At 74.1% G+C, this 18,166-nt stretch carries 18 protein-coding genes and 1 pseudogene; 11 read left to right on the top strand and 8 right to left on the bottom strand.

Translation table 11 applies throughout. The annotated features are described in order from the left end of the window. The first annotated feature begins 55 nt into the window (after positions 1-55). The 4 genes from IPL61_40820 (at position 56) to IPL61_40805 (ending at position 2,029) form a co-directional block, all read left to right on the top strand. A complete protein-coding gene (locus tag IPL61_40820; protein MBK9037525.1) occupies positions 56-433 on the top strand; it encodes a DUF4190 domain-containing protein in 378 nt (125 codons plus the stop codon). A 374-nt stretch (positions 434-807) separates the two neighbouring features. Continuing rightward, a complete protein-coding gene (locus IPL61_40815) occupies positions 808-1,110 on the top strand; it encodes a DUF4190 domain-containing protein (GenBank protein ID MBK9037524.1) in 303 nt (100 codons plus the stop codon). Between the two features lie 19 nt (positions 1,111-1,129). Next, the gene (locus tag IPL61_40810; protein ID MBK9037523.1) at positions 1,130-1,636 is read left to right on the top strand and encodes a hypothetical protein; all 507 of its coding nucleotides are present in this window, start codon (positions 1,130-1,132) and stop codon (positions 1,634-1,636) included. Positions 1,637-1,702: 66 nt separating this feature from the next. Further along, a complete protein-coding gene (locus IPL61_40805; protein MBK9037522.1) occupies positions 1,703-2,029 on the top strand; it encodes a DUF2752 domain-containing protein in 327 nt (108 codons plus the stop codon). Positions 2,030-2,035: 6 nt separating this feature from the next. Here the strand turns inward: IPL61_40805 and IPL61_40800 are convergent, their stop codons facing one another. From IPL61_40800 to IPL61_40790, 3 genes are all read right to left on the bottom strand, one after another. After that, positions 2,036-3,037, bottom strand: coding sequence for an SDR family oxidoreductase (locus tag IPL61_40800; protein MBK9037521.1), 1,002 nt, complete (start codon positions 3,035-3,037; stop codon positions 2,036-2,038). A gap of 31 nt (positions 3,038-3,068) precedes the next feature. Beyond that, complete coding sequence (locus IPL61_40795; protein ID MBK9037520.1) at positions 3,069-4,355, bottom strand: nucleotide sugar dehydrogenase; 1,287 nt, start codon at positions 4,353-4,355, stop codon at positions 3,069-3,071. Between the two features lie 147 nt (positions 4,356-4,502). Continuing rightward, positions 4,503-5,105 (bottom strand): hypothetical protein, encoded by a 603-nt coding sequence (locus IPL61_40790; protein MBK9037519.1) that lies wholly within the window; start codon positions 5,103-5,105, stop codon positions 4,503-4,505. A 53-nt stretch (positions 5,106-5,158) separates the two neighbouring features. On the opposite strand from IPL61_40790, the gene IPL61_40785 reads away from it, so the two are divergent. Then, positions 5,159-6,259, top strand: coding sequence for a glycosyltransferase (locus IPL61_40785; protein ID MBK9037518.1), 1,101 nt, complete (start codon positions 5,159-5,161; stop codon positions 6,257-6,259). A gap of 12 nt (positions 6,260-6,271) precedes the next feature. Here IPL61_40785 and IPL61_40780 read toward each other — a convergent pair whose 3' ends face one another. The 3 genes and pseudogenes from IPL61_40780 to IPL61_40770 form a co-directional block, all read right to left on the bottom strand. Further along, entirely contained in the window at positions 6,272-7,057 is a 786-nt protein-coding gene (locus IPL61_40780) for an N-acetylmuramoyl-L-alanine amidase (protein ID MBK9037517.1), read from the bottom strand. Between the two features lie 25 nt (positions 7,058-7,082). After that, positions 7,083-9,641, bottom strand: a complete 2,559-nt coding sequence (locus IPL61_40775) for a VWA domain-containing protein (GenBank protein MBK9037516.1) — start codon at positions 9,639-9,641, stop codon at positions 7,083-7,085. Between the two features lie 16 nt (positions 9,642-9,657). Next, a pseudogene (locus IPL61_40770) lies at positions 9,658-10,221 on the bottom strand (MerR family transcriptional regulator). A gap of 92 nt (positions 10,222-10,313) precedes the next feature. On the opposite strand from IPL61_40770, the gene IPL61_40765 reads away from it, so the two are divergent. Beyond that, a complete protein-coding gene (locus IPL61_40765) occupies positions 10,314-11,501 on the top strand; it encodes a hypothetical protein (GenBank protein ID MBK9037515.1) in 1,188 nt (395 codons plus the stop codon). Positions 11,502-11,596: 95 nt separating this feature from the next. On the opposite strand, the gene IPL61_40760 is transcribed toward IPL61_40765, so the two are convergent. Continuing rightward, on the bottom strand, positions 11,597-12,307 hold the full coding sequence (locus tag IPL61_40760; GenBank protein ID MBK9037514.1) for a ribonuclease HI: 711 nt from the start codon (positions 12,305-12,307) through the stop codon (positions 11,597-11,599). Between the two features lie 86 nt (positions 12,308-12,393). On the opposite strand from IPL61_40760, the gene IPL61_40755 reads away from it, so the two are divergent. The 4 genes from IPL61_40755 to IPL61_40740 are packed head-to-tail and all read left to right on the top strand — an operon-like array spanning position 12,394 to position 16,786. Beyond that, positions 12,394-13,413 carry a hypothetical protein gene (locus IPL61_40755; protein ID MBK9037513.1) on the top strand — a complete coding sequence of 340 codons (1,020 nt, stop codon included), beginning with the start codon at positions 12,394-12,396 and terminating at the stop codon, positions 13,411-13,413. A 1-nt stretch (position 13,414) separates the two neighbouring features. Beyond that, complete coding sequence (locus IPL61_40750) at positions 13,415-14,470, top strand: hypothetical protein (protein MBK9037512.1); 1,056 nt, start codon at positions 13,415-13,417, stop codon at positions 14,468-14,470. 26 nt (positions 14,471-14,496) lie between these two features. Next, positions 14,497-14,925: a hypothetical protein gene (locus tag IPL61_40745; GenBank protein ID MBK9037511.1), complete on the top strand. Its 429-nt coding sequence runs from the start codon at positions 14,497-14,499 to the stop codon at positions 14,923-14,925. A gap of 46 nt (positions 14,926-14,971) precedes the next feature. Further along, positions 14,972-16,786 carry a metallophosphoesterase gene (locus IPL61_40740; protein MBK9037510.1) on the top strand — a complete coding sequence of 605 codons (1,815 nt, stop codon included), beginning with the start codon at positions 14,972-14,974 and terminating at the stop codon, positions 16,784-16,786. On the opposite strand, the gene yfcF is transcribed toward IPL61_40740, so the two are convergent. Beyond that, positions 16,745-17,386 (bottom strand): glutathione transferase, encoded by a 642-nt coding sequence (yfcF, locus tag IPL61_40735; GenBank protein MBK9037509.1) that lies wholly within the window; start codon positions 17,384-17,386, stop codon positions 16,745-16,747. The genes IPL61_40740 and yfcF overlap by 42 nt on opposite strands. A gap of 270 nt (positions 17,387-17,656) precedes the next feature. On the opposite strand from yfcF, the gene IPL61_40730 reads away from it, so the two are divergent. Beyond that, positions 17,657-18,166: a fasciclin domain-containing protein gene (locus tag IPL61_40730; GenBank protein ID MBK9037508.1), complete on the top strand. Its 510-nt coding sequence runs from the start codon at positions 17,657-17,659 to the stop codon at positions 18,164-18,166.

Below are 18,166 nucleotides of genomic sequence, written 5' to 3'. Positions count from 1 at the left end.
TCCGGGGCCTCGGCACACTCAGGACATGACCTGCGCGCGCTGTGCGATGGTGAACGTGGCTGGTTCGGCCCTGTGCGCGCGCTGCGGAGCGCCGCTGACGCCGAGCGCGCCGGCGGGGTATCCCCCGGCCGGCTATCCGCCCCCGGGCTACTACCCGGGGCAGCCGGGCTACTACCCGCAGCCGGGCTACTACCCGCAGCAGGTCCGGTCGTCGGGCATGGCCATCGCCGGCTTCGTGCTGTCGCTGGTGTTCTGCGGGATCCTCGGGCTGATCTTCTCGATCATGGGTCACAACGAGGTGAAGCGCGGCAACGGCATGGTCACCGGCGGCGGCCTCGCGATCGCCGGCATCGTCATCGGGATCATCCGCGTGCTGATCGAGGTGATCTACATCGTCGCGATCATCGCGTTCGCCAACAGCGGCCACTACTGATCCGGTCGAGCGAGCCTGGCGAGTGATCCTGGCGAGTGATCCTGGCGAGTGATCCTGTCTGGGGGCCGGCGCGGCTCGGCGCTGCGAGCGGGTCGGGACCGACGCGGCGCGCTCACCCGATCAGGCGGCGCGGCCCCGGCGCGAGGCTGGCGATCTGCGGCGCTGGTCCAGCGGTTCGATCTTTTCATGAAGGTCGTTGCGTGGCCCTGGGGGCCCGTGCACACTCGGACCCGGAGGAAGACGCGATGAACTGTCCCCGGTGCGCGACGATCAATCTCGATGGCAGTGTGGTGTGCTCGAGCTGTGGGGCGCAGCTCCCGACCGCGGCACCGCCCGGCGCGGCCTACGGCGCTCCTCCCTACGGAGCTCCGCCGATGGGCGCACAGCCGGGTTATCCTCCGGGGCCCCCGCCGGGCTACTACCCGCCGCCCTACGGCGTGCCGATGCAGATGGCGCCGAGCACGTCGGGCATGGCGATCGCCGGGTTCGTGCTGTCGTTCCTGGGCTGCCTCTCGATCCTGGGCTTGATCTTCTCGATCATCGGCTACAACGAGGTCAAGAACTCGAACGGCATGAAGTCCGGCGGTGGACTGGCGCTGGCCGGGATCATCATCTCGTGCTGCTGGGTGCTGATCTTCATCATCAGCGCCGCCAGCGGCGGCATCGACGCACGCTAACCATCGGCGGGAGAGTTCCATGTATCGCAACGAGTGGGACGCGGCGGTCGCGCGGGCCAGCGCGCTCGAGCAGCAGCTGCGCCAGGCGCAGTCGGGCCAGCAGGTCGACGCCGCCACGATCGCCACGCTGACCGAGCAGCTCCAGCAGGCTAACGCCGAGCTGGCGCGGCTGCGCGGCCAGGCCGGCCCGCAACCCTACGGCGCGCCGCCCTACGGGGCGCCCGGCTACGGCATGCCCGGCTACGGCATGCCCGGGTATGGCTCGTTCATGTACCCGTCGCGCGCCAGCACGATCCTCACGCTGGGGATCCTGTCGCTGGTCGTGTGCGGCATCCTCGGGCCGATCGCCTGGTCGATGGGCAACGCCGACCTGGCGCGCATCGATCGCGGCGAGCTCGACCCCGCCGCGCGCGGCAGCACCCAGGCCGGACGTATCTGCGGGATGGTCGCGTCGATCCTGATGATCATCGGCTTCGCGTTCGTCATGTTCTTCTTCGTCCTGGCGGCGGGCGCGAGCACGCGGTAGCGAGTCGTGCGGCGGCCCGACGGCGAGGTCTGGGCCCGGCTGGCGGCGGCGGTGTGGCTGGGCTTCATGCTCGGCGCGCTGGCCGTGGGCACGTTCGGGTCCGACGCGCTGCGGGCACGGGTGGTCGAGGACGGCCCCGGGTGTCCGTTCCGGACCGCGACCTCGTGGAAGTGCGCGTTCTGCGGCATGACCCACGCCACGGTCGCGCTCGGCCACGGCGACGTGCGCGCGGCGTTCGCCGAGCACCCGCTGGCGCCGGCGGTGCTGGCGGCGATGATCTACCTGTGCGGGCTGATCGTGCTCGGGCGCGGCGACGCGCTCGTGCGCGGGCGGCGGCCGCAGCTGATCCTCGGCGCGATCGCCGCGATCTGGATCGTCAACCTGGTCGGGTGACGGCGCTCACGCCCGCGCGGCGAACCAGGCCACGGTCTCGGCCAGGCCCTCGGCGATCTCGTGGCTGGGCGCGTAGCCGAGCGCGTCGGTGATCTTGCCGATCGACGCCTGCGAGTGCGGGATGTCGCCGGCGCGCGGCGCCGCGAACTGCGGCTCGGCCGCGGCGATCTCGGGCCGGCCCTTGGCCAGGTTGTCGCGCAGGATCGCGAACAGCTCGCGCAGATCGGTGCGGCCGTTGCACCCGACGTTGTAGACGGTGTTGGTGGCGTGGGCCGGGGCGGTCGCCGCCAGCAGGTTGGCCGCGACCACGTTGTCGACGTAGCAGAAGTCCCGCGACGACGAGCCGTCGCCGAAGATCACGCACGGCGTGCCGGCCATCAGGTGGGCGATCCAGCGCGGGATCACCGCGGCGTACTGGCCGTTGGGATCCTGGCGGCGACCGTAGACGTTGAAGTAGCGCAGGCCGACCGGCTCGAGCCCGTAGACGTCGCCGAACACCTGGGCGTAGAGCTCGTCCATCCGCTTGGTCGCGGCGTACGGCGACAGCGGCTTGCCGATCGCGTCCTCGAGCTTGGGCAGGCCCGGGTGGTCGCCGTAGACCGAGCTCGACGACGCGTAGACGAACCGCTTGACCCCGGCGTCGCGCGCCGCCAGCACCAGGTTCATGAACCCGGTGACGTTGGTGTCGTGGTACGGGACCGGGTCCTTGATCGAGCGCGGCACCGAGCCGATCGCCGCCTGGTGCAGCACGACGTCGACGTCGGCCACCGCGGCCCGGCAGGTCTCGACGTCACGGATGTCGCCCGTGATCATCTTGAACCCGAGCTTGGCGTCGGCGTGGATCGCCAGGACGTCGTCGAGGTTGTGCTGGTGACCGTTCGAGAAGTTGTCGAGGCCGACGACGGTCTGGCCCAGATCGAGCAGGCGCTCGAGCAGCGCCGAGCCGATGAAGCCGGCGACGCCGGTCACCAGCCACCGGCGCGGCTGGTTGACGAGGGCCTCGCACACCTGGGTGTAGCGGTCGGTCACCGGCGGCCCTTCACAGGCTCCAGTACCGGAGCCCGGCCGGGATGGCGTTGGGGTCGAGGACGCTCTTGATGTCGACCACGACGCCGCCGGGCTTGAGCCGCGACAGCAGGTCGGCCCGCTGGTCGATGTAGACCTGGTGGCTGACCGCGAAGATCAGCACGTCGAGGTCGCGGTACTCGTCGAGCGACGTCGGCGTGATGCCGTACTCGTGCTCGGCCTCGGCGGCGTCGCCGAGCGGCTCGTGGACCATCGCCGCGATGCCGTACTGGGCGAGCGCGGTGACGATGTCCGGGATCTTGGAGTTGCGCAGGTCGGGGACGTTCTCCTTGAACGTCAGGCCGAGGATGCCGACCTTGGCCGCCTTGAGCGGCAGGTCGCCCGACGACAGGAACTGCACGCACTTCTGGGCGATGAACCGGCCGACGTTGTTGTTGATGCGGCGGCCGGCCAGGATGACCTCGGGCAGGTAGCCCAGCTCCTCGGCCTTGGTCGTCAGGTAGTACGGGTCGACGCCGATGCAGTGGCCGCCGACCAGGCCCGGGGTGAAGCGCAGGAAGTTCCACTTGGTGCCGGCGGCGTCGAGGACGTCCTTGGTGCGGATGCCCATGCGATCGAAGATCAGCGCCAGCTCGTTCATCAGCGCGATGTTGAGATCGCGCTGGGTGTTCTCGATGACCTTGGCGGCCTCGGCCACCTTGATCGACGCCGCGCGGTGGACGCCGGCGGTGACGACCGCGCCGTAGGCCCGGGCCACCCGCTCGGCCGACTCGGGCGTGTCGCCCGAGGTCACCTTGACGATGCGCTCGAACGTGTGCTCCTTGTCGCCGGGGTTGATGCGCTCGGGCGAGTAGCCGAGGAAGAAGTCCACGCTGGCCTTGAGCCCCGACAGCTTCTCGAGGATCGGGCCGCAGACGTCCTCGGTGACGCCGGGGTACACCGTCGACTCGTAGCAGACCACGTCGCCGCGCTTGAGGTGCGGGCCGACGGTCTTCGACGCCGCGATCACCGGTCCGAGATCAGGACGGTTGTTGTGGTCGATCGGCGTCGGCACCGCGACGATGAAGAAGGTGCAGTCCTTGAGCCGCTCGGGATCGGCGGTCAGCTCGAGCTTGGTGCCGGTGAGGTCGCCGGTGGTGACCTCGGCGGTCTCGTCGTGCCCGGCCAGGAGCTCGTCGATCCGCTTCTGCCGGATGTCGAACCCGACGGTCGGCAGCTTCTTGGCGAAGGACAACGCGACCGGGAGGCCGACGTAGCCGAGACCGATCACTGCGATCTTTTCCTGCTCGAGCGCGATCATGCGCGGAGGAAAGCATGATGCTCCGGTCGTACGCAAGCGCACGGGTCGCGCGGCGTGAGGTGGGCCGAACCCTGGGCTCACCTGGGTTGATCCCGGAGCCGCACGGCCGCTTGCGCGACGAGGCGCGGCCCCGAGCCTGGGGCCCATTCATCCGACCAGCAGCACCCCGAGGAACCGGTCGGCCGGCATGAGGTTGGCGAGGGCCAGGAGCTGGGCCTCGTCGGTCCGGTGGGCGCGGCCGACCAGGACGACCGCGTCCATGCACGCCGCGGCGCTGGCGTGCTCGCCGATCAGCTCGAAGCCGGTGAGGTCGCACAGGATGTGGGCGAACAGGTCGGCGCCGTCGAGCAGCAGCCGGGCCAGGGCCGGGACCACCTCGCCGGCGCGCTCGACCTTGGCCGGGGTCAGCAGCGCCAGCGACCCGGCCAGCCACCGGGTCGAGAACACCTCGTTGCCCCGGGGCGAGGTCGCGAGCTGGGCCAGGCCGGGGTAGCGCACGTTGGCGTCGACCACGGCGATGGTGCCCCCGGTGAGGTCGCACAGCGCGTTGCCGATCTGGATGATCAGCGGCGGCACCGCGACCTGATCGTCGGTGGGGATGAAGCCGATCGCGACCGCGCCGCGGTCGTGGAGCCGCTTCGCCACGCGGATGCACTCGGTGCGGACCTCGGGGTGGGCGACGTCGGTCGCCAGCGGCAGGCCCAGCACGGCCAGCGGATCGTCGTCGGCGGGGGCGGGCGCGTCGGCCACGCCGCACTGTACCCCGGCTTGCGCGCGGGCGCGGGGCCGCGGTAACGAGGAGCGTGATCATCGCGCACGTCCTGTCGTCGTTCGGCGTGGGTGGCCAGGAGCGGGTCGCGCTCGACCTGGCGGCCGCGCAGCGGGCCCGGGGCCACACCGTCATCGCGGTGTCGCTGGCGCCGCCGCCCGAGGGGGCCCTGGCCGACGAGTTCCGCGCGGTCGGCGCCGAGGTCGTCGACGTGCCCAAGGGCCCGGGCACCGACCTCACGCTGGTGCCGCGGCTGGCGTGGGCGCTGCGCCGGCGCCGGGTCGAGGTGGTCCACAGCCACAACCCGCTGCCGCTGATCTACGGCGCGCCGGCGGCCCGGCTGATCGGCGCGGTCGCGATCCACTCCAAGCACGGCGTCAACCCCGGCTCGCGCGGCCACCGCATGCTGCGGCGCCAGGCGGCGCGGCTGGTCAGCTCGTTCGTGGCGGTGTCGACCGTGACCGCCGAGCAGGCCCGGGCCCAGCGCGACTGCGCCGAGGGCCAGCTGGTGGTGATCCCCAACGGCATCCGGCTCGAGAAGTTCGGGCCCGACCCGGCGGCGCGGGCGGCGGTGCGGGCCGAGCTCGGCATCGGCGCCGACGCGATGGTGGTCGGCACGGTCGGGCGGATCGACGAGTTCAAGAACCAGCCGCTCTTGCTCGCGGCGATCGCGCCACGCCTGGGCGCGCAGGTCCACGTCGTCTTCGTCGGCGACGGGCCGACCCGGGCCGCGCTCGACGCGGCGGTGGCGGCGCTGCCGACCGCGCGCTTCGCCCACGTGCTGGGCCGGCGGATGGACGTGGCCCGGCTGCTGCCGGCGTTCGACGTGTTCGCGCTGTCGAGCAAGAGCGAGGGCCTGCCGCTGGTGGTGCCCGAGGCGATGGCGGCCGGGCTGCCGGTCGTGACCACCGCGGTCGGCGGCCTGCCGACGGTGGTCGACGAGGGCGTGACCGGCTACCTGACCGCGGTCGAGGAGGGCGCGTTCGCCCGGGCCCTGGGCCGGATGCTCGACGATCCCGCCGCGGCCCGGGCCATGGGCGCGCGGGCCCGGGAGGTGGCGCTGGCGCGCTACTCGGCCGAGCGCATGTGCGACGACTACCTGGCGCTGTACGCCAAGGCCCTGGCCGGGCGCTGATCTTCGCGCTGGTCAGGGCGGCGCGGCCAGCGGGGACGCGCCCAGGCCGGCGCGGACCGCGGCCATGAAGCGCGCGCCGGGGTCGCCCTTGCTGTTGCCGTAGCCGCGGACCAGCTCGACGAACCAGGGCGTGCCCTTGAGCGCGGCGACCTCGTGGTGGCCGACGACCCGCTCGATCGGGAAGCGCGCGGCGAGATCGCGGACGAGCGCGACGTTGGCGGCGACCTGGGCGTCGGTCAGCGGCCAGCGCGCCTCGTCGCCGACGTTCTCGACGCCGATCGCCACGTGGTTGACGCCGATCGCGTGGCGGCCCATGCGGGTCTCGGGGATCAGCCGGTAGATCGTGCCGTCGCGATCGACCAGGAAGTGCGAGACCACGTTGGCGGCGCCGCCCTTGCGCAGGGTCGCGCGCTCCTCCTCGAGGCGGGTCCGGCTGAAGTAGCCGTGGGTGCCCTTGGCCGAGCCGCCGGCGGTGTAGTGCAAGACGATCATGCGCGGCGCGATCGTCAGATCGGTCGCGTCCGGATCGCTGTGCAGGCGCCGGTACGCCAGCATCAGGCGCTCGCGCTCGGCCGGCCACGGCACCGGCCAGTCGACGATCGTCGCCAGCGGCGCGTCGACGCCCGCGTCGGTCGGGAGCGCGCCGTCCGCGTCGGGCGCGATCGCCGCCACCACGTCGCCTGCGCCCGCGGCGCCGGCGTCGGGCGCGGTCACGACCGGCGGCGGTGGCCGCGCCGGCGCGCGCTCACCGCGACCGCAGGCGATCGCGACGACGAGCAGGACCGAGGCGCGGCGCACCGCCCAGAGATACCACGCGCGATCGCTACTTCCAGAACGACCGGCGCGTGGCCGGCGCCGGCGGCGGCGCGTGGCCGGTGGCGATCGCCCGGGCGGCGAGGACGACCGAGGTCAGGACCGCGGCCAGGTCGGACCCCGCCAGCGCCGCCTGCAGCCGGGCCAGGAGCGGCTCGAGCTGCGCGACCAGCGCCGTGAGCCCCACCGAGCGCGCGTCCTCGATCAGCTCGGCCAGGCGCGCGACCGGCAGCTGCGCGGCCGCGCGCGGGTCCGCGGCGCTCGCCGCGGCGGCGAGATCGTCGGCGACCAGGCCGAGGCGCTGCCGGTACGGGCGATCACCCGGGCTGGGCGCGGCGCCGCCCTCGTCGCGAGCCCGCTCCTCCTTGCGCTTCTCGAACAGCCCGCGGCGCGGGGCCGGCGTCGGGCGTCGCGTCGGCTGGGCCATCGGCGGCGCCGCCGGCATCGCGAACGCGTCCTGGCCGTCCTCGACGAGCTCGGCGGGCGCCTCCTCGTCGCGGACCAGCGAGGCCATCGCGCGGTCGGGCGCCGCCTCCTCGCACGCGGCCATCGGGCCGTCGTCGCTCTGGGCCGGGGCCCGGGCCATCGGCGCCGGGCTCATCGGCGCGGCTCGACCGCGGGTCGCGCCCCCGAGCGGCGCCGCCATCGACTTGTAGGTGACCGGCGCCGGGGCGTAGCTCGGCGGCGGCGGCGGCGCGCTCGGCGCCCCCCAGCCGGCCGGGTGCTCGACCGGCTGCACGATCGGGCGGGGCGCGCCGGCGCGGTTGACGACCTGGCTGCGATCGATCGCGACGAACGCGGTGAAGCGCGACAGCACGTGGTGGCGCAGCGACACCTCGACGATCTCGCGCTCGAGGCCGCTGGTCGCCTCGCCCGCGGCGTAGCGGTCCTCGAGATCGCGGATGTGCGCCCGCGCCCAGGTCGCCTCGAGATCGACCGCCGGCCGGGCCGCGTCGAGCGGCACGGCGACGACGGTGGTGGCGCCGGCCGGCAGCCGGCCCCGGACCTCGATGATCTGTCCGGGGACCGGACGCTCCGCGCAGCGCAGGTAGATCGTCACCGGCGCGCCGGCGAACACCGACGGCAGCCGCCGCGGCGCCTGGCTGCGCGGGTCGAGCCCGGGGCCGGCGACCTCGAGGTCGGTCAGGATCGGCGTGGCGATGCGGCGGTGGATCTTGCCCATCACCTCGTCGAGGCGATCCTCGGACTCGACCAGCTCGCACGCGCCGCCGCCGAGCCCGGCCAGGCGCCGCAGGAACGCGGCGTTGACCGCGCGGTCGATGCCGAGCGTGAACATGCGCACGCGCCCGAGCTCGTGGCCGAGCGCGGCGAGGATCTGATCCTCGTTGCCGACCTGGCCGTCGGTGACCAGCACCAGCACCTGATCGCGGCGGCCGTCGGCGGGCAGGCCGGTCACCGCCGCGCGCAGCGGCTGGGCCAGCTCGGTGCCGCCGCGCGAGTCGACCCGCGCCAGGAACTCGACCGCCTGGAACCGGTGGCGATCGGTCGCGGCGACGAGGCCCCGGTGCGGGCTCTCGATCCGATCGTCGAACGCGAGCACCATGAAGCGGTCGCGCTCGGTCAGGCTGTCGACGATGCGGGCCGCGGCGCGCCGGGCCGCGACCATCTTCCAGCCCTCCATCGAGCCCGAGCGATCGAGGATGATCGCGACGTCGCGCGGGCGCCCGCCGGCGGCGCTGCCGATCGGCGGCACCACCGTCACCGCGAGCGTACCGCCGGCGCCGATCGCGTCGGGCGCCCAGACCGCGCTCGAGCACAGGGTCGTGCCGCCGAGCTGCCAGCGCAGCACCAGATCGCGATCGAGCCGCTGGCCCGGGCGCAGCGCGATCTGCCAGCCGCGGCCGTCGGCCTTGGCGTCGACCTCGGCCAGGTTGGCGCGCAGGTTGCCCATCGGCAGGCCGCCGCCGTCGACGGTCAGGCGCACGCCCAGCCGCACCGGGCTGGGCATGCCCGGCAAGAGCACCGGCGGCGAGATCCGCGACGCGTCGGGCACGTGGTCGGTGTCGCCGACGATGCCGAGCCCGGCCTGCTCGCCCGGCAGCGGCACGCCCGGCACGTAGCGCGGCGCGACCACCAGCGGGAACACCCAGGTCACCTCGCCGTCGTCGATCACCACCGGGCCCGACAGCGCCAGGGCGATCGTCACCACGTCGCCCGGCATCAGGTTGCCGACCCGCATCGTGAACACCCCCGCGCGATCCTCCTCGGCGATCGCCGCGCGCTGGCCGCTGGCGATGGCCTGATCGTAGGAGGCCCGAGCGGCGCCGCGCTCGTCGAGCACGCCCTCGATCACCCGGTCGCCCGCGACCATGCGGAACCGCTGGACCGCGTGGCGATCCGGCAGCGGGAACACGTACGTCGCCTCGATCGGCTCGCGCAGGTGGTTGACGAAGGTCTGGCGGACCTCGGTCGTGCTCGTCAGCCCGACCACGCGCGCGTCGATGTCGACCGCGGCGAGCGGCAACCGACCCAGCGCGGTGTCGAGGGCGCCCCAGCCGCAGTCGCGGCGGGCGTAGGTGAGGTCGGGCTCGACGGCGATGGGGATCATGGGCGGACTCCAGGGTGGGGGTGACGAGGTGACGGCGGAGCAGCTCGGCGCCGAGCGGCGCGGCGGCGGAGCGCAGCGCGGCGACGTCGGCGTCGGTCAGGGGACGGGTGGGCACGAACGACACGCGCACGCCGTCGAGCTCGAGCTCGACGCGCAGCGCGGGCGCGGCTGGCGCGATGACGGTGACGGTCGGCTCGGCGACGATCGGGGCCGGCGCGACCGGGCGCGCGCGCCAGAACTCGGCCCGGGCGGCGGGCCGAGGCGGCGGCGTGACCTCGACCCCGGCCAGCGCGGCGAGCGCGGCGTCGTCGAGGGTCGGCAGCGTGCGCTGGATCTCGGCGAGCGTCGCGCCCCGTGCCTGCTCGCGCTTGATCGCGACCAGCTGGGCCAGGTGGCGCGGGCCGTACAGCGCGGTGCGGCCGCGCAGGGTCGGGCGGTCGAGCAGCCCCAGCGTCGTGTAGTAGCGGACGCCGCGCTCGTCGGGGATGGCGCGGACGCGACCGCTCTCGGGCGCCTCGCGATCGGCCAGCGCGACGGCGGCGCGCTCGGTCAGCTCGGCGATGGTCCAGGAGTCGGTCACGAGCTGCAATATGTCACTGTCATATAACAGTGTCAACCGGAAATCGTCCGCGGCCGCCGTCCCGGGCGCGCGCCGGGCTACGATCGGCGGCGATGAACACCGGGATTCGCCTTGCAGGTCTGGCGCTTGGGCTGGTCGCTGGGGTCGCGGTGGCCACCGCGCAGCCCGGTGATCCGGTATCCCCAGAGGAGGCCGCGCCGCTGCCTCGCCCGAACATCGTCGCGCCGCCGCCGGTCGCCGCCGATCCGGGCGAGGCCAGCTACCGCGAGGGCTACGCCGCGCTGATCGCCGGGGACTTCGCCACCGCCCGGGCCAAGCTGACGACCGCCGCCCAGCTCGCGCTCGATCCCGAACTGCGCGGCGCCGCCCGGGAGCTGGCGCGGCTCGCCGATGACCTCGCCGGGCGCCAGGCGCGGCTGGTGTTCGGCGGGGCCGCGGACGGGGCCGACGACGACGGCGAAGATCCCGCCGACGGGCGGACCAGCTTCGTCGTGTCCACCACCCTGGCGTCGCTGTACGCCGGCGTGGTGCTGGTCGATCTGTCGGACACCGGCGACGTCCGCAGCGGCGCGGCGCTCGTGCTCGGCGCGACCGCCGCCGGCTTCCTCGGCTCGTTCTTCGGCAGCCGCGGTCGCTCGATCAGCGGCGGCATGGCCGAGGGGTACTCGACCGGCATGCTGATCGGCGCGATCAACGGCCTCTTGCTGGCCGATCCGCTGGGCGCCGACACCTCGGAGAGGTTCCAGATGGCGGTGCTGTCGGGGCTGGTGCTCGGCGGCGGCGCCGGCCTGCTCTACGGCGACAGCGCGCGCCCGACCCGGGGCCAGATGAGCTTCGTCGGCACGATGGCCACGCTCGGCATCGCCTCGGCCGGCCTCGGCCTGATCGTCACCAACCCCGACGTCTCCAGCGACACCGTGCTCTACACGATGACCGCGGGCCTCGACCTCGGCGCCGGCGCCGGCCTGGTGCTGGGCAAGGACCTGACCTGGTCGTCGGGGCGCGCGCGCCTGGTGTGGCTGGGGGCCTTGCTCGGCGGCGTCGCCGGGTTCGGCACCGCGCTGCTCATCGGCGGCAACGACACCGGCGACGAGCTCGGCCGCGCCACCGCCGGGATCGCGCTGGCCGGCACCTGGGGCGGGTTCGCGCTCGCGGCGCACCTCACCCGATCGATGCGGCCCGATCGGCGCTACCTGCGCCCGCCGCTGGCGGCGCAGGTGCAGGTCACGCCGCTGGCCATGCCCCACGGCGCCGGCGTCGGCGTCGCCGGCGCCTGGTAGCCGCGCGCGACCTGGCGATCGGCTCGACGAGCCCCCAGGGCGTCATCGCGCCCAGCACCTGTCCGTGATCCTCGGCGGCCTGGTCGCCGCGTCGATCAGCGCCGGCGGACGATCGCGTCGCGCGCCAGCTCGTCGCAGCGCTCGTTCTCGGGGACGCCGGCGTGGCCGGGCACCTTGACGAACCGGACGTCGGCGAACCGGGCCAGCGCGTCGCGGATCTCGGCGACCAGCTCGACGTTGGCCTTGGCCTTCCAGCCCATCGACAGCACGCCGATCGTGTAGCTCGAGTCGGTGTAGACCAGCACCGGGCGGTCGCGATCGGCGACCAGATCGAGCCCGCGCAGCACCGCGGTCAGCTCGGCGATGTTGTTGGTGCCGTGGCCGAGGTACTCGCTGTGCTCGCGGCGGCCGGGGCCGTCGAGCACGACCACGCCGAGGCCGGCGGGCCCGGGGTTGCCGGTGCAGGCGCCGTCGGTCCAGACGTGCACCGCGTCGGCCGGGGCTGGCTGGCCGAGCGCGCCGGGGCCGCGGCTGGCGGCGCGGGCCGGCGCGCGCGCTCTGGCCGGCGCGCTGGCGCCACTACCACCGCCGCCGCCGCCACCGCCAGCGCCGCCGCCGAGATCGGCCTCGATGGGCGCGCCGGCCACCGCGCCCAGGTTCTTGCCGCTGGCGCGGTAGACCTTGGCGGCGGGCTCCTTCTTGTAGACGATCGCGACCCGGCCCTCGCTGTCGGCGAGGAGCGCGCCGGTGGCGTCCACCTCGGCCCAGACGTCGGCGTCGCGCAGGCGATAGCGCTTCCAGGGCATCGGCGACGTATACACCGGCGAGCCGTCGCTGTTGCAGGCGTGGGCGGCCGTGTTACAACGCCCCGACGTTGGAGGATCTCATGTCGATGAAGGTTGGTCGTTCGAGCAAGTTTGGCCTGCGCACCGCGCTGGTCGTGGGTACCGCGCTCGCGCTCCTGGGCGCGTGTGACAAGGGCTCCAAGAGCGGTGGCGGTGGCGGTGGCGGCAAGGGCATGGCCGGCGCGTCCGCGGTCGCGCCCAACGGCGGCCTCGCGCGCGCGCTGTCGATGATGCCGGCGACCTCCGAGATGGTCATCGCGATCGACTTCAAGCAGATCCGCAGCAGCGGCCTGTGGAAGAAGTACGAGGACAAGCTCATGGGCCAGATCGGCACCGAGCTGTCGCAGTTCAAGGCGATGTGCGGCTGGGATCCGATCGAGAAGGCGTCCGGCGCGCTCGCGGCCGGACGCGGCAAGCAGATGGAGGAGCTGACGGTGTTCGTGCGCGGCTTCGACAAGGCCGCGGTCACCGACTGCATCAAGAAGGCCGCGGCCGCGCCCGACGCGTCGGGCCGCGCCGCCAACATCGACGGCGACTACGTCGAGCTGACCAAGCCGGGCAAGGACCCGATCCGGTTCATGTTCGCCGACGACCAGACCATCGTCATCCAGCGCGTGCCGGGCAGCGACGAGATGGCCGACAAGGCCGCGCTGCAGAAGGTGCTGGCGGCCAAGGCCGGCGACGGGCTGATGAGCTCGGCCACGTTCAGCTCGCTGATCGACGCGACCGACACCGGCGCGGCCGCGTGGTTCGTGCTCAACGGCAACGCGTCGTTCCTGCAGGGTACCGGGATGCCGTTCAAGTTCATCGCGATCTTCGGCTCGGTCAAGACCGGCGACGGCGTCGACGGCGTCTTCAAGATGCGCATGGCCGAGGACAAGGACGCGACCGGCCTCTCGGCGATGGCGCAGATGTCGATGGGCCAGATCGAGGGCACGCCCTACGCCGACTACGCCAAGGGCGTGAAGGTCAGCGCCAAGGGCAAGGACGTGAACGTGACGTTCAAGTTCACGTCGGCCCAGCTCGAGGCCATGGTGGCCCAGGCTGGCATGCTGAGCGGTATGTGACGTGGCGGTCGCGCCGCGCGCGCTGATCGCGCTGGCGGCGGCGACGACGCTGGCGGGCGGGTGCAAGAAGAAGAAGCCGCCACCGCCGGCGCCGCCGCCGGCGCCGCTGCCGGTCGCGGCCCTGGCCGCCATCCCCGCGGACGCGACCGTGGTCGTCGGGCTCGACGTCGCCCACCTGGCGGCGTCGGACGTGGTCGGGCGCGCGGTCGCCGAGATGTTCGTGCGCGATCCCGGCCTCGCCACCCGATTCGAGCGCCTGGCCCGGGATTGCGGCGTCGACGTGACCCACCAGATCGACCACGTCTACCTGGCGCTGGCGCCTGGGGGCGCAGGGCCGGCCCGGCGCGCGCTGCTGGTCGCCAGCGGCCAGCTGGCCGAGGCCAGCCTGACCCGGTGCCTGCAGGCCGGCGTCGGCAGCGGCGGCGGCGACGTGACCGTCATCGCCAGCGGCGGCCGCAGCCTGTACAAGCTGGTCGAGGGCCGGCACACGGTCTACTTCGGGTTCGGCCAGGCCGACACCGTCGTCGTCGGGCCCGATCTGCCCTGGGTCGAGGCGGCCCTGGCCAACGGGCCCAAGGTGGGGACCGGCGTGCTCGCGCCGTACCTGGCCCTGGTCGATCAGGGCCAGGCGCTGTGGTTCACCGCCATGATGGACCCCGATTTCGGGACCGCGCTGGTGCGCACGAGCAAGGGCGCGATCGACGCGCCCCCGGCGGCGGTCTACGCCGAGCTCGACCCGCGCGGCGGGTTTCACGCCCACGCGGCGTTCGTGATGCAGAGCAACGTCGACGCCAGCGCCCTGGTGACCTTCGCCCGGGGCGAGCTGGCGCTGGGCAGCCTGGCGGCCCAGGCGTGGAACCTGGGACCGGTGGTGGCCAAGATCGAGGTGGCTCCCCAGGGCGCCGAGGTCCACTTCCGGGTCGCGCTCACCGACGCAGAGTTCAAAGACGTGCTGACGGCGGTTGACAGCGGGGGTGGTGGCGGCCAAATTGCCCCGCCCGCGGCCGACGGCGGTCTCGGGACGGCACCCGACGCTCGCGATGACGCGGGCCCGTAGCCTGCGTAACCGAACGGAACACGACCATGGCCAAGAAGACCCCGACCAAGACCACGCCCGCGAAGACCGCTGCCCAGCCGGCCAAGACCAAGGTTGTCAAGGCCAAGCCGGCGGCCACCGGCCCGCTCACCAAGATGAAGGCGCTGCACGGCGACAAGGCCAAGCTGGTCGACAAGATCGCCGCCTCGCTCGTGACCGACAGCGCCGACGAGGGCACGACCAAGGATCGCCTCGCGAAGGCGTCGAACGCGCAGCTGCTCCGGCTCGCGACCGTGACCGAGGCCGTCAAGAAGGCGTACGGCAGCCGCGACAAGCTGATCGGCTCGCTGGTGACGGCGCTCGGCCGCGCCAAGGACAAGGACTACGTGTCGAAGCTCGGCACGTACACGCTGCCGCGCCTGTACGACCTGGCCCGCAGCGCCGAGCGCCGGGCCAAGGCCGCGAAGAAGGCCTGACGGCCGCCGCGGGCCGCGATCGCGCGGCCGCGCTAGAGTCTTGATCGTGTGGTCGCGCCGGCTCGGCTGCGTGCTCGCGATCGCGCTCGCGATCGTCGCGCCGGTCCGCGCGGCGGCCGACGACGACGATGATCCGGCCACGAGCGACGGCTCGCGCGCCGGCGCGTCGCCGCTGACCGGACGCGTGCTCGTGGCGCGCGACGCCGCCTGGGACGTGCAGTGGGCGACGGCGCCGGCCCTGACCGTGCGCCTCGGCGCGGCGGCGCTGGGCGCGCTCGACGCGGCCCGGGGTGGCCCGGCGGCCCCGAGCGTGTTCGGCGACGTCGCCGCCGGCGTGCCGCCGCCGGCGTGGCCGTTCGCGGTGACCGGCGGCGTGCGCGGCGTGCTCGGCCGGGGCTGCCCCGGCTGCGCGCTGCCGCCCGAGCCCACCGACGACACCCGGGTCGGCGCGACCTGGGCCACGACCGCGTTCGCCCTCGATCCCGCCCGCGCCGACGATCGCGCGCTGCGCGTGCTCGAGCTGCGCGTGCGCTACCGCGACGGCCTGACGATCTGGTGCAACGGCGTCGTCATCGCGCGGCGCGAGCTGCCGATGACCGGCCACCCGCTGGCGATCGCGACGCGCCCGCACGGGCCCGAGTGGGAGAGCCTGTTCGTGCCGGTGGTGCCTGGGCTCCTGCGCGCCGGCGCCAACGTGCTCGCGGTCGAGGTGCGCCCGGCGGCGCACGGGCGCGCGCCGTCGATCGAGCTCGAGCTCGCGGGCCGGCCCGGCGCGCGGATCGTCCGCGGGCCGATGGTGCAGCGGGTCGGGGCCGACACCGCGACGATCGTGGTCGAGACCGATCTGCCGAGCGCGGCGACCGTGGCGTGGGGCTCCGCGCTCGATCTGTCGCCCGGCCCCGCCGGCGCCGCCCGGCGCCGCCACGAGTTCGCGCTGGTCGATCTGCCGCGCGACGGCGCGGTCCGCTACCAGGTCACGATCGACGGCGTGCCCTCGCCGGTCGCCACGGTCGCCACCGCGCCGGCGGAGGGCGAGGTGATCCGGCTGGGCCTGTACGGCGACGTCCGCGGCGGCCACCGCGTCCACGCGCAGCTGGTCGAGCGCCTCGTGGCCGAGGCCCCCGACGCGGTGCTGGCCTCGGGCGACCTGGTGCTGCGCGGCTCCGACGACGCCGACTGGCAGCAGTTCTTCGCCGTGACCGCGCCGCTGCTCGCGACGATCCCGTACTACCCCGCGGTCGGCAACCACGACCTCGGGCGCAGCGGCGATCTCGCGCGGCGGGTCACCGATCTGTTCGCGCTGCCGCCGGGGCCGGCCGATCGGCCACCGGGCGCGGGCTGGTACAGCTTCGACGTCGGCGACGTCCACGTGGTCATGCTCGACTCGAACGCCTACGACGACGGCCGCCAGCGCGCGTGGGTCGAGGCCGATCTGCTCGCGGCCGACCGCGCGCGGGCGATCGTCGTCGTCACCCACGACGGGCCGTTCTCGCGCGGCACCCACGGCGGCAACCAGCAGGCGGTGCGCGACTACGTGCCGATCCTGGTGCGCCACCGGGTGACGCTGGTGATCAGCGGCCACGATCACCTGTACCAGCGCGGCGTCCAGGACGGCCTCGCGTACCTGGTCACCGGCGGCGGCGGCGCGCCGCTGTACCGCGCGCGCTGCGGCGTGCCCGGGCGCGCGCGCTGCGTCCACCCCGACGGCATGATCCGGCTCGAGCGCGCCCACCACTACGCGATCCTGAGCGTCTACCCGCGCCACGTCGAGGTGTGCCCGCGGCTGGTCGACGGCAGCCCGCTCGAGCCGTGCTGGCGGCTACCGGTGCGCGGCGGCGGCGCGATCGAGGAACGCCCGTAGCGACGGCCGCGCCCACTGCGCGGCGGCGTAGGTCCGCAGCGGCGCGGGCACCGGATCGCCGTTGACGATCAGCCGCATCAGCGCCAGCGCCAGATCGGCGTCGGCGATGCACCACGCGCTGGCGATCGTCTTTCGGTCGGGCCCGAGCACGTGGCTCGCGATGCGCACCAGCTCGGCCGCCTGCGCCGCCGCGGCGCCGGTCAGCGGCGCGGTCACCGGCGCGCCGAACACCGACGAGGTCGGCCGGGCCTCGCGCAGCGCGAACAGATCGGTGCGCAGCATCGACATGAGCTGCCGGGCCCGGGCGCGCTCGGCCAGATCGGCCGGGAACAGCCGCGGGTGCGCCGGGATCGGGAAGGTCTCGGCCAGGTACTCCGAGATCGCGAGCGACTCGGTCAGCCAGACGTCGTCGTGGGCGAGCACCGGCACCTTGCCGATCACCGCGCGCGCCTGGAGCATGGCCCGGGTCTCGGCGGGGATCGGCAGCGGCACCAGCTCGAGCTGGTACGGCAGGCGCTTCTCCTCGAGCGCGGTCATGGCGTGGAACACCCAGGGGCTCACCCAGCCCGACTCGGCCCAGAGCGTGATCGACGGCGGCATCGCCCGAGCCTACGCGGGGTCGTCGTCGAGCGGCGCCCACGGCGGCGCGATCGTCGTGGGCCCGCCGGCGCCGCCGGGCGCGCGCGGCGGCGCGATCGTCGTGGGCCCGCCGTTGCCGCCGGGCGCGGACCGCGGGCGCCGGGCGCGCGGTCGCAGGCGCGACGTCGGCCGCGGTCGACAGGTTTCGCGCGCGTCGCGCAACGGACCGTTGGCGCGCGACGCGGCGGCGGCGCGAAACCTTTGCCCGGCGGCTCGCTCCAAGGCGCCATGATGACCCGAACCTTGAAGATCCTGTCCCTGTCCCTGGCCCTGGCGGTCGCCGCGTGCGGCGGCTCCAAGAACGCCGACACCACGCCCGTCGCCGAGCCCGCCGCGGCCGCCGACATCGTCGACACCGCGATCGCGAACGGGTCGTTCACCACGCTGGTCGCCGCGGTCCAGGCCGCGGGCCTGGTCGACACGCTGAAGGGCCCCGGGCCGTTCACCGTGTTCGCGCCGACCGACGCGGCCTTCGCCAAGCTGCCGCCGGGCACGGTCGACGCGCTCCTGGCCGACAAGGCCAAGCTGACGGCGGTGCTCACCTACCACGTCGTCGCGGGCAACGTCGGCTCGGCGGCGGTCGCGGGCATGACCGAGGCCACGACGATCCAAGGCGCGACCGTGGCGATCGACGCCTCGTCGGGCGTCAAGATCAACGACGCCACGGTCATCGCCGCGGACGTCGTCGCGAGCAACGGCGTGATCCATGTGATCGACACCGTGCTGCTGCCGCCCGAGTGA

Source organism: Myxococcales bacterium (assembly GCA_016717005.1).
In the GTDB taxonomy this organism is placed as follows: domain Bacteria; phylum Myxococcota_A; class Polyangia; order Haliangiales; family Haliangiaceae; genus UBA2376.
This window is presented reverse-complemented; position numbering and strand designations above follow the sequence as displayed.

What these genes read in the sequence shown, in the direction of transcription:
- IPL61_40815 (MBK9037524.1), top strand. Translation starts at nt 808, where the DNA reads ATGGGCGCACAGCCGGGTTATCCTCCGGGGCCCCCGCCGGGCTACTAC.
- IPL61_40810 (MBK9037523.1), top strand. Translation starts at nt 1,130, where the DNA reads ATGTATCGCAACGAGTGGGACGCGGCGGTCGCGCGGGCCAGCGCGCTC.
- IPL61_40805 (MBK9037522.1), top strand. Translation starts at nt 1,703, where the DNA reads ATGCTCGGCGCGCTGGCCGTGGGCACGTTCGGGTCCGACGCGCTGCGG.
- IPL61_40795 (MBK9037520.1), bottom strand. Translation starts at nt 4,355, where the DNA reads ATGATCGCGCTCGAGCAGGAAAAGATCGCAGTGATCGGTCTCGGCTAC.
- IPL61_40775 (MBK9037516.1), bottom strand. Translation starts at nt 9,641, where the DNA reads ATGATCCCCATCGCCGTCGAGCCCGACCTCACCTACGCCCGCCGCGAC.
- IPL61_40765 (MBK9037515.1), top strand. Translation starts at nt 10,314, where the DNA reads ATGAACACCGGGATTCGCCTTGCAGGTCTGGCGCTTGGGCTGGTCGCT.
- IPL61_40760 (MBK9037514.1), bottom strand. Translation starts at nt 12,307, where the DNA reads ATGCCCTGGAAGCGCTATCGCCTGCGCGACGCCGACGTCTGGGCCGAG.
- IPL61_40755 (MBK9037513.1), top strand. Translation starts at nt 12,394, where the DNA reads ATGAAGGTTGGTCGTTCGAGCAAGTTTGGCCTGCGCACCGCGCTGGTC.
- IPL61_40745 (MBK9037511.1), top strand. Translation starts at nt 14,497, where the DNA reads ATGGCCAAGAAGACCCCGACCAAGACCACGCCCGCGAAGACCGCTGCC.
- yfcF (MBK9037509.1), bottom strand. Translation starts at nt 17,386, where the DNA reads ATGCCGCCGTCGATCACGCTCTGGGCCGAGTCGGGCTGGGTGAGCCCC.
- IPL61_40730 (MBK9037508.1), top strand. Translation starts at nt 17,657, where the DNA reads ATGACCCGAACCTTGAAGATCCTGTCCCTGTCCCTGGCCCTGGCGGTC.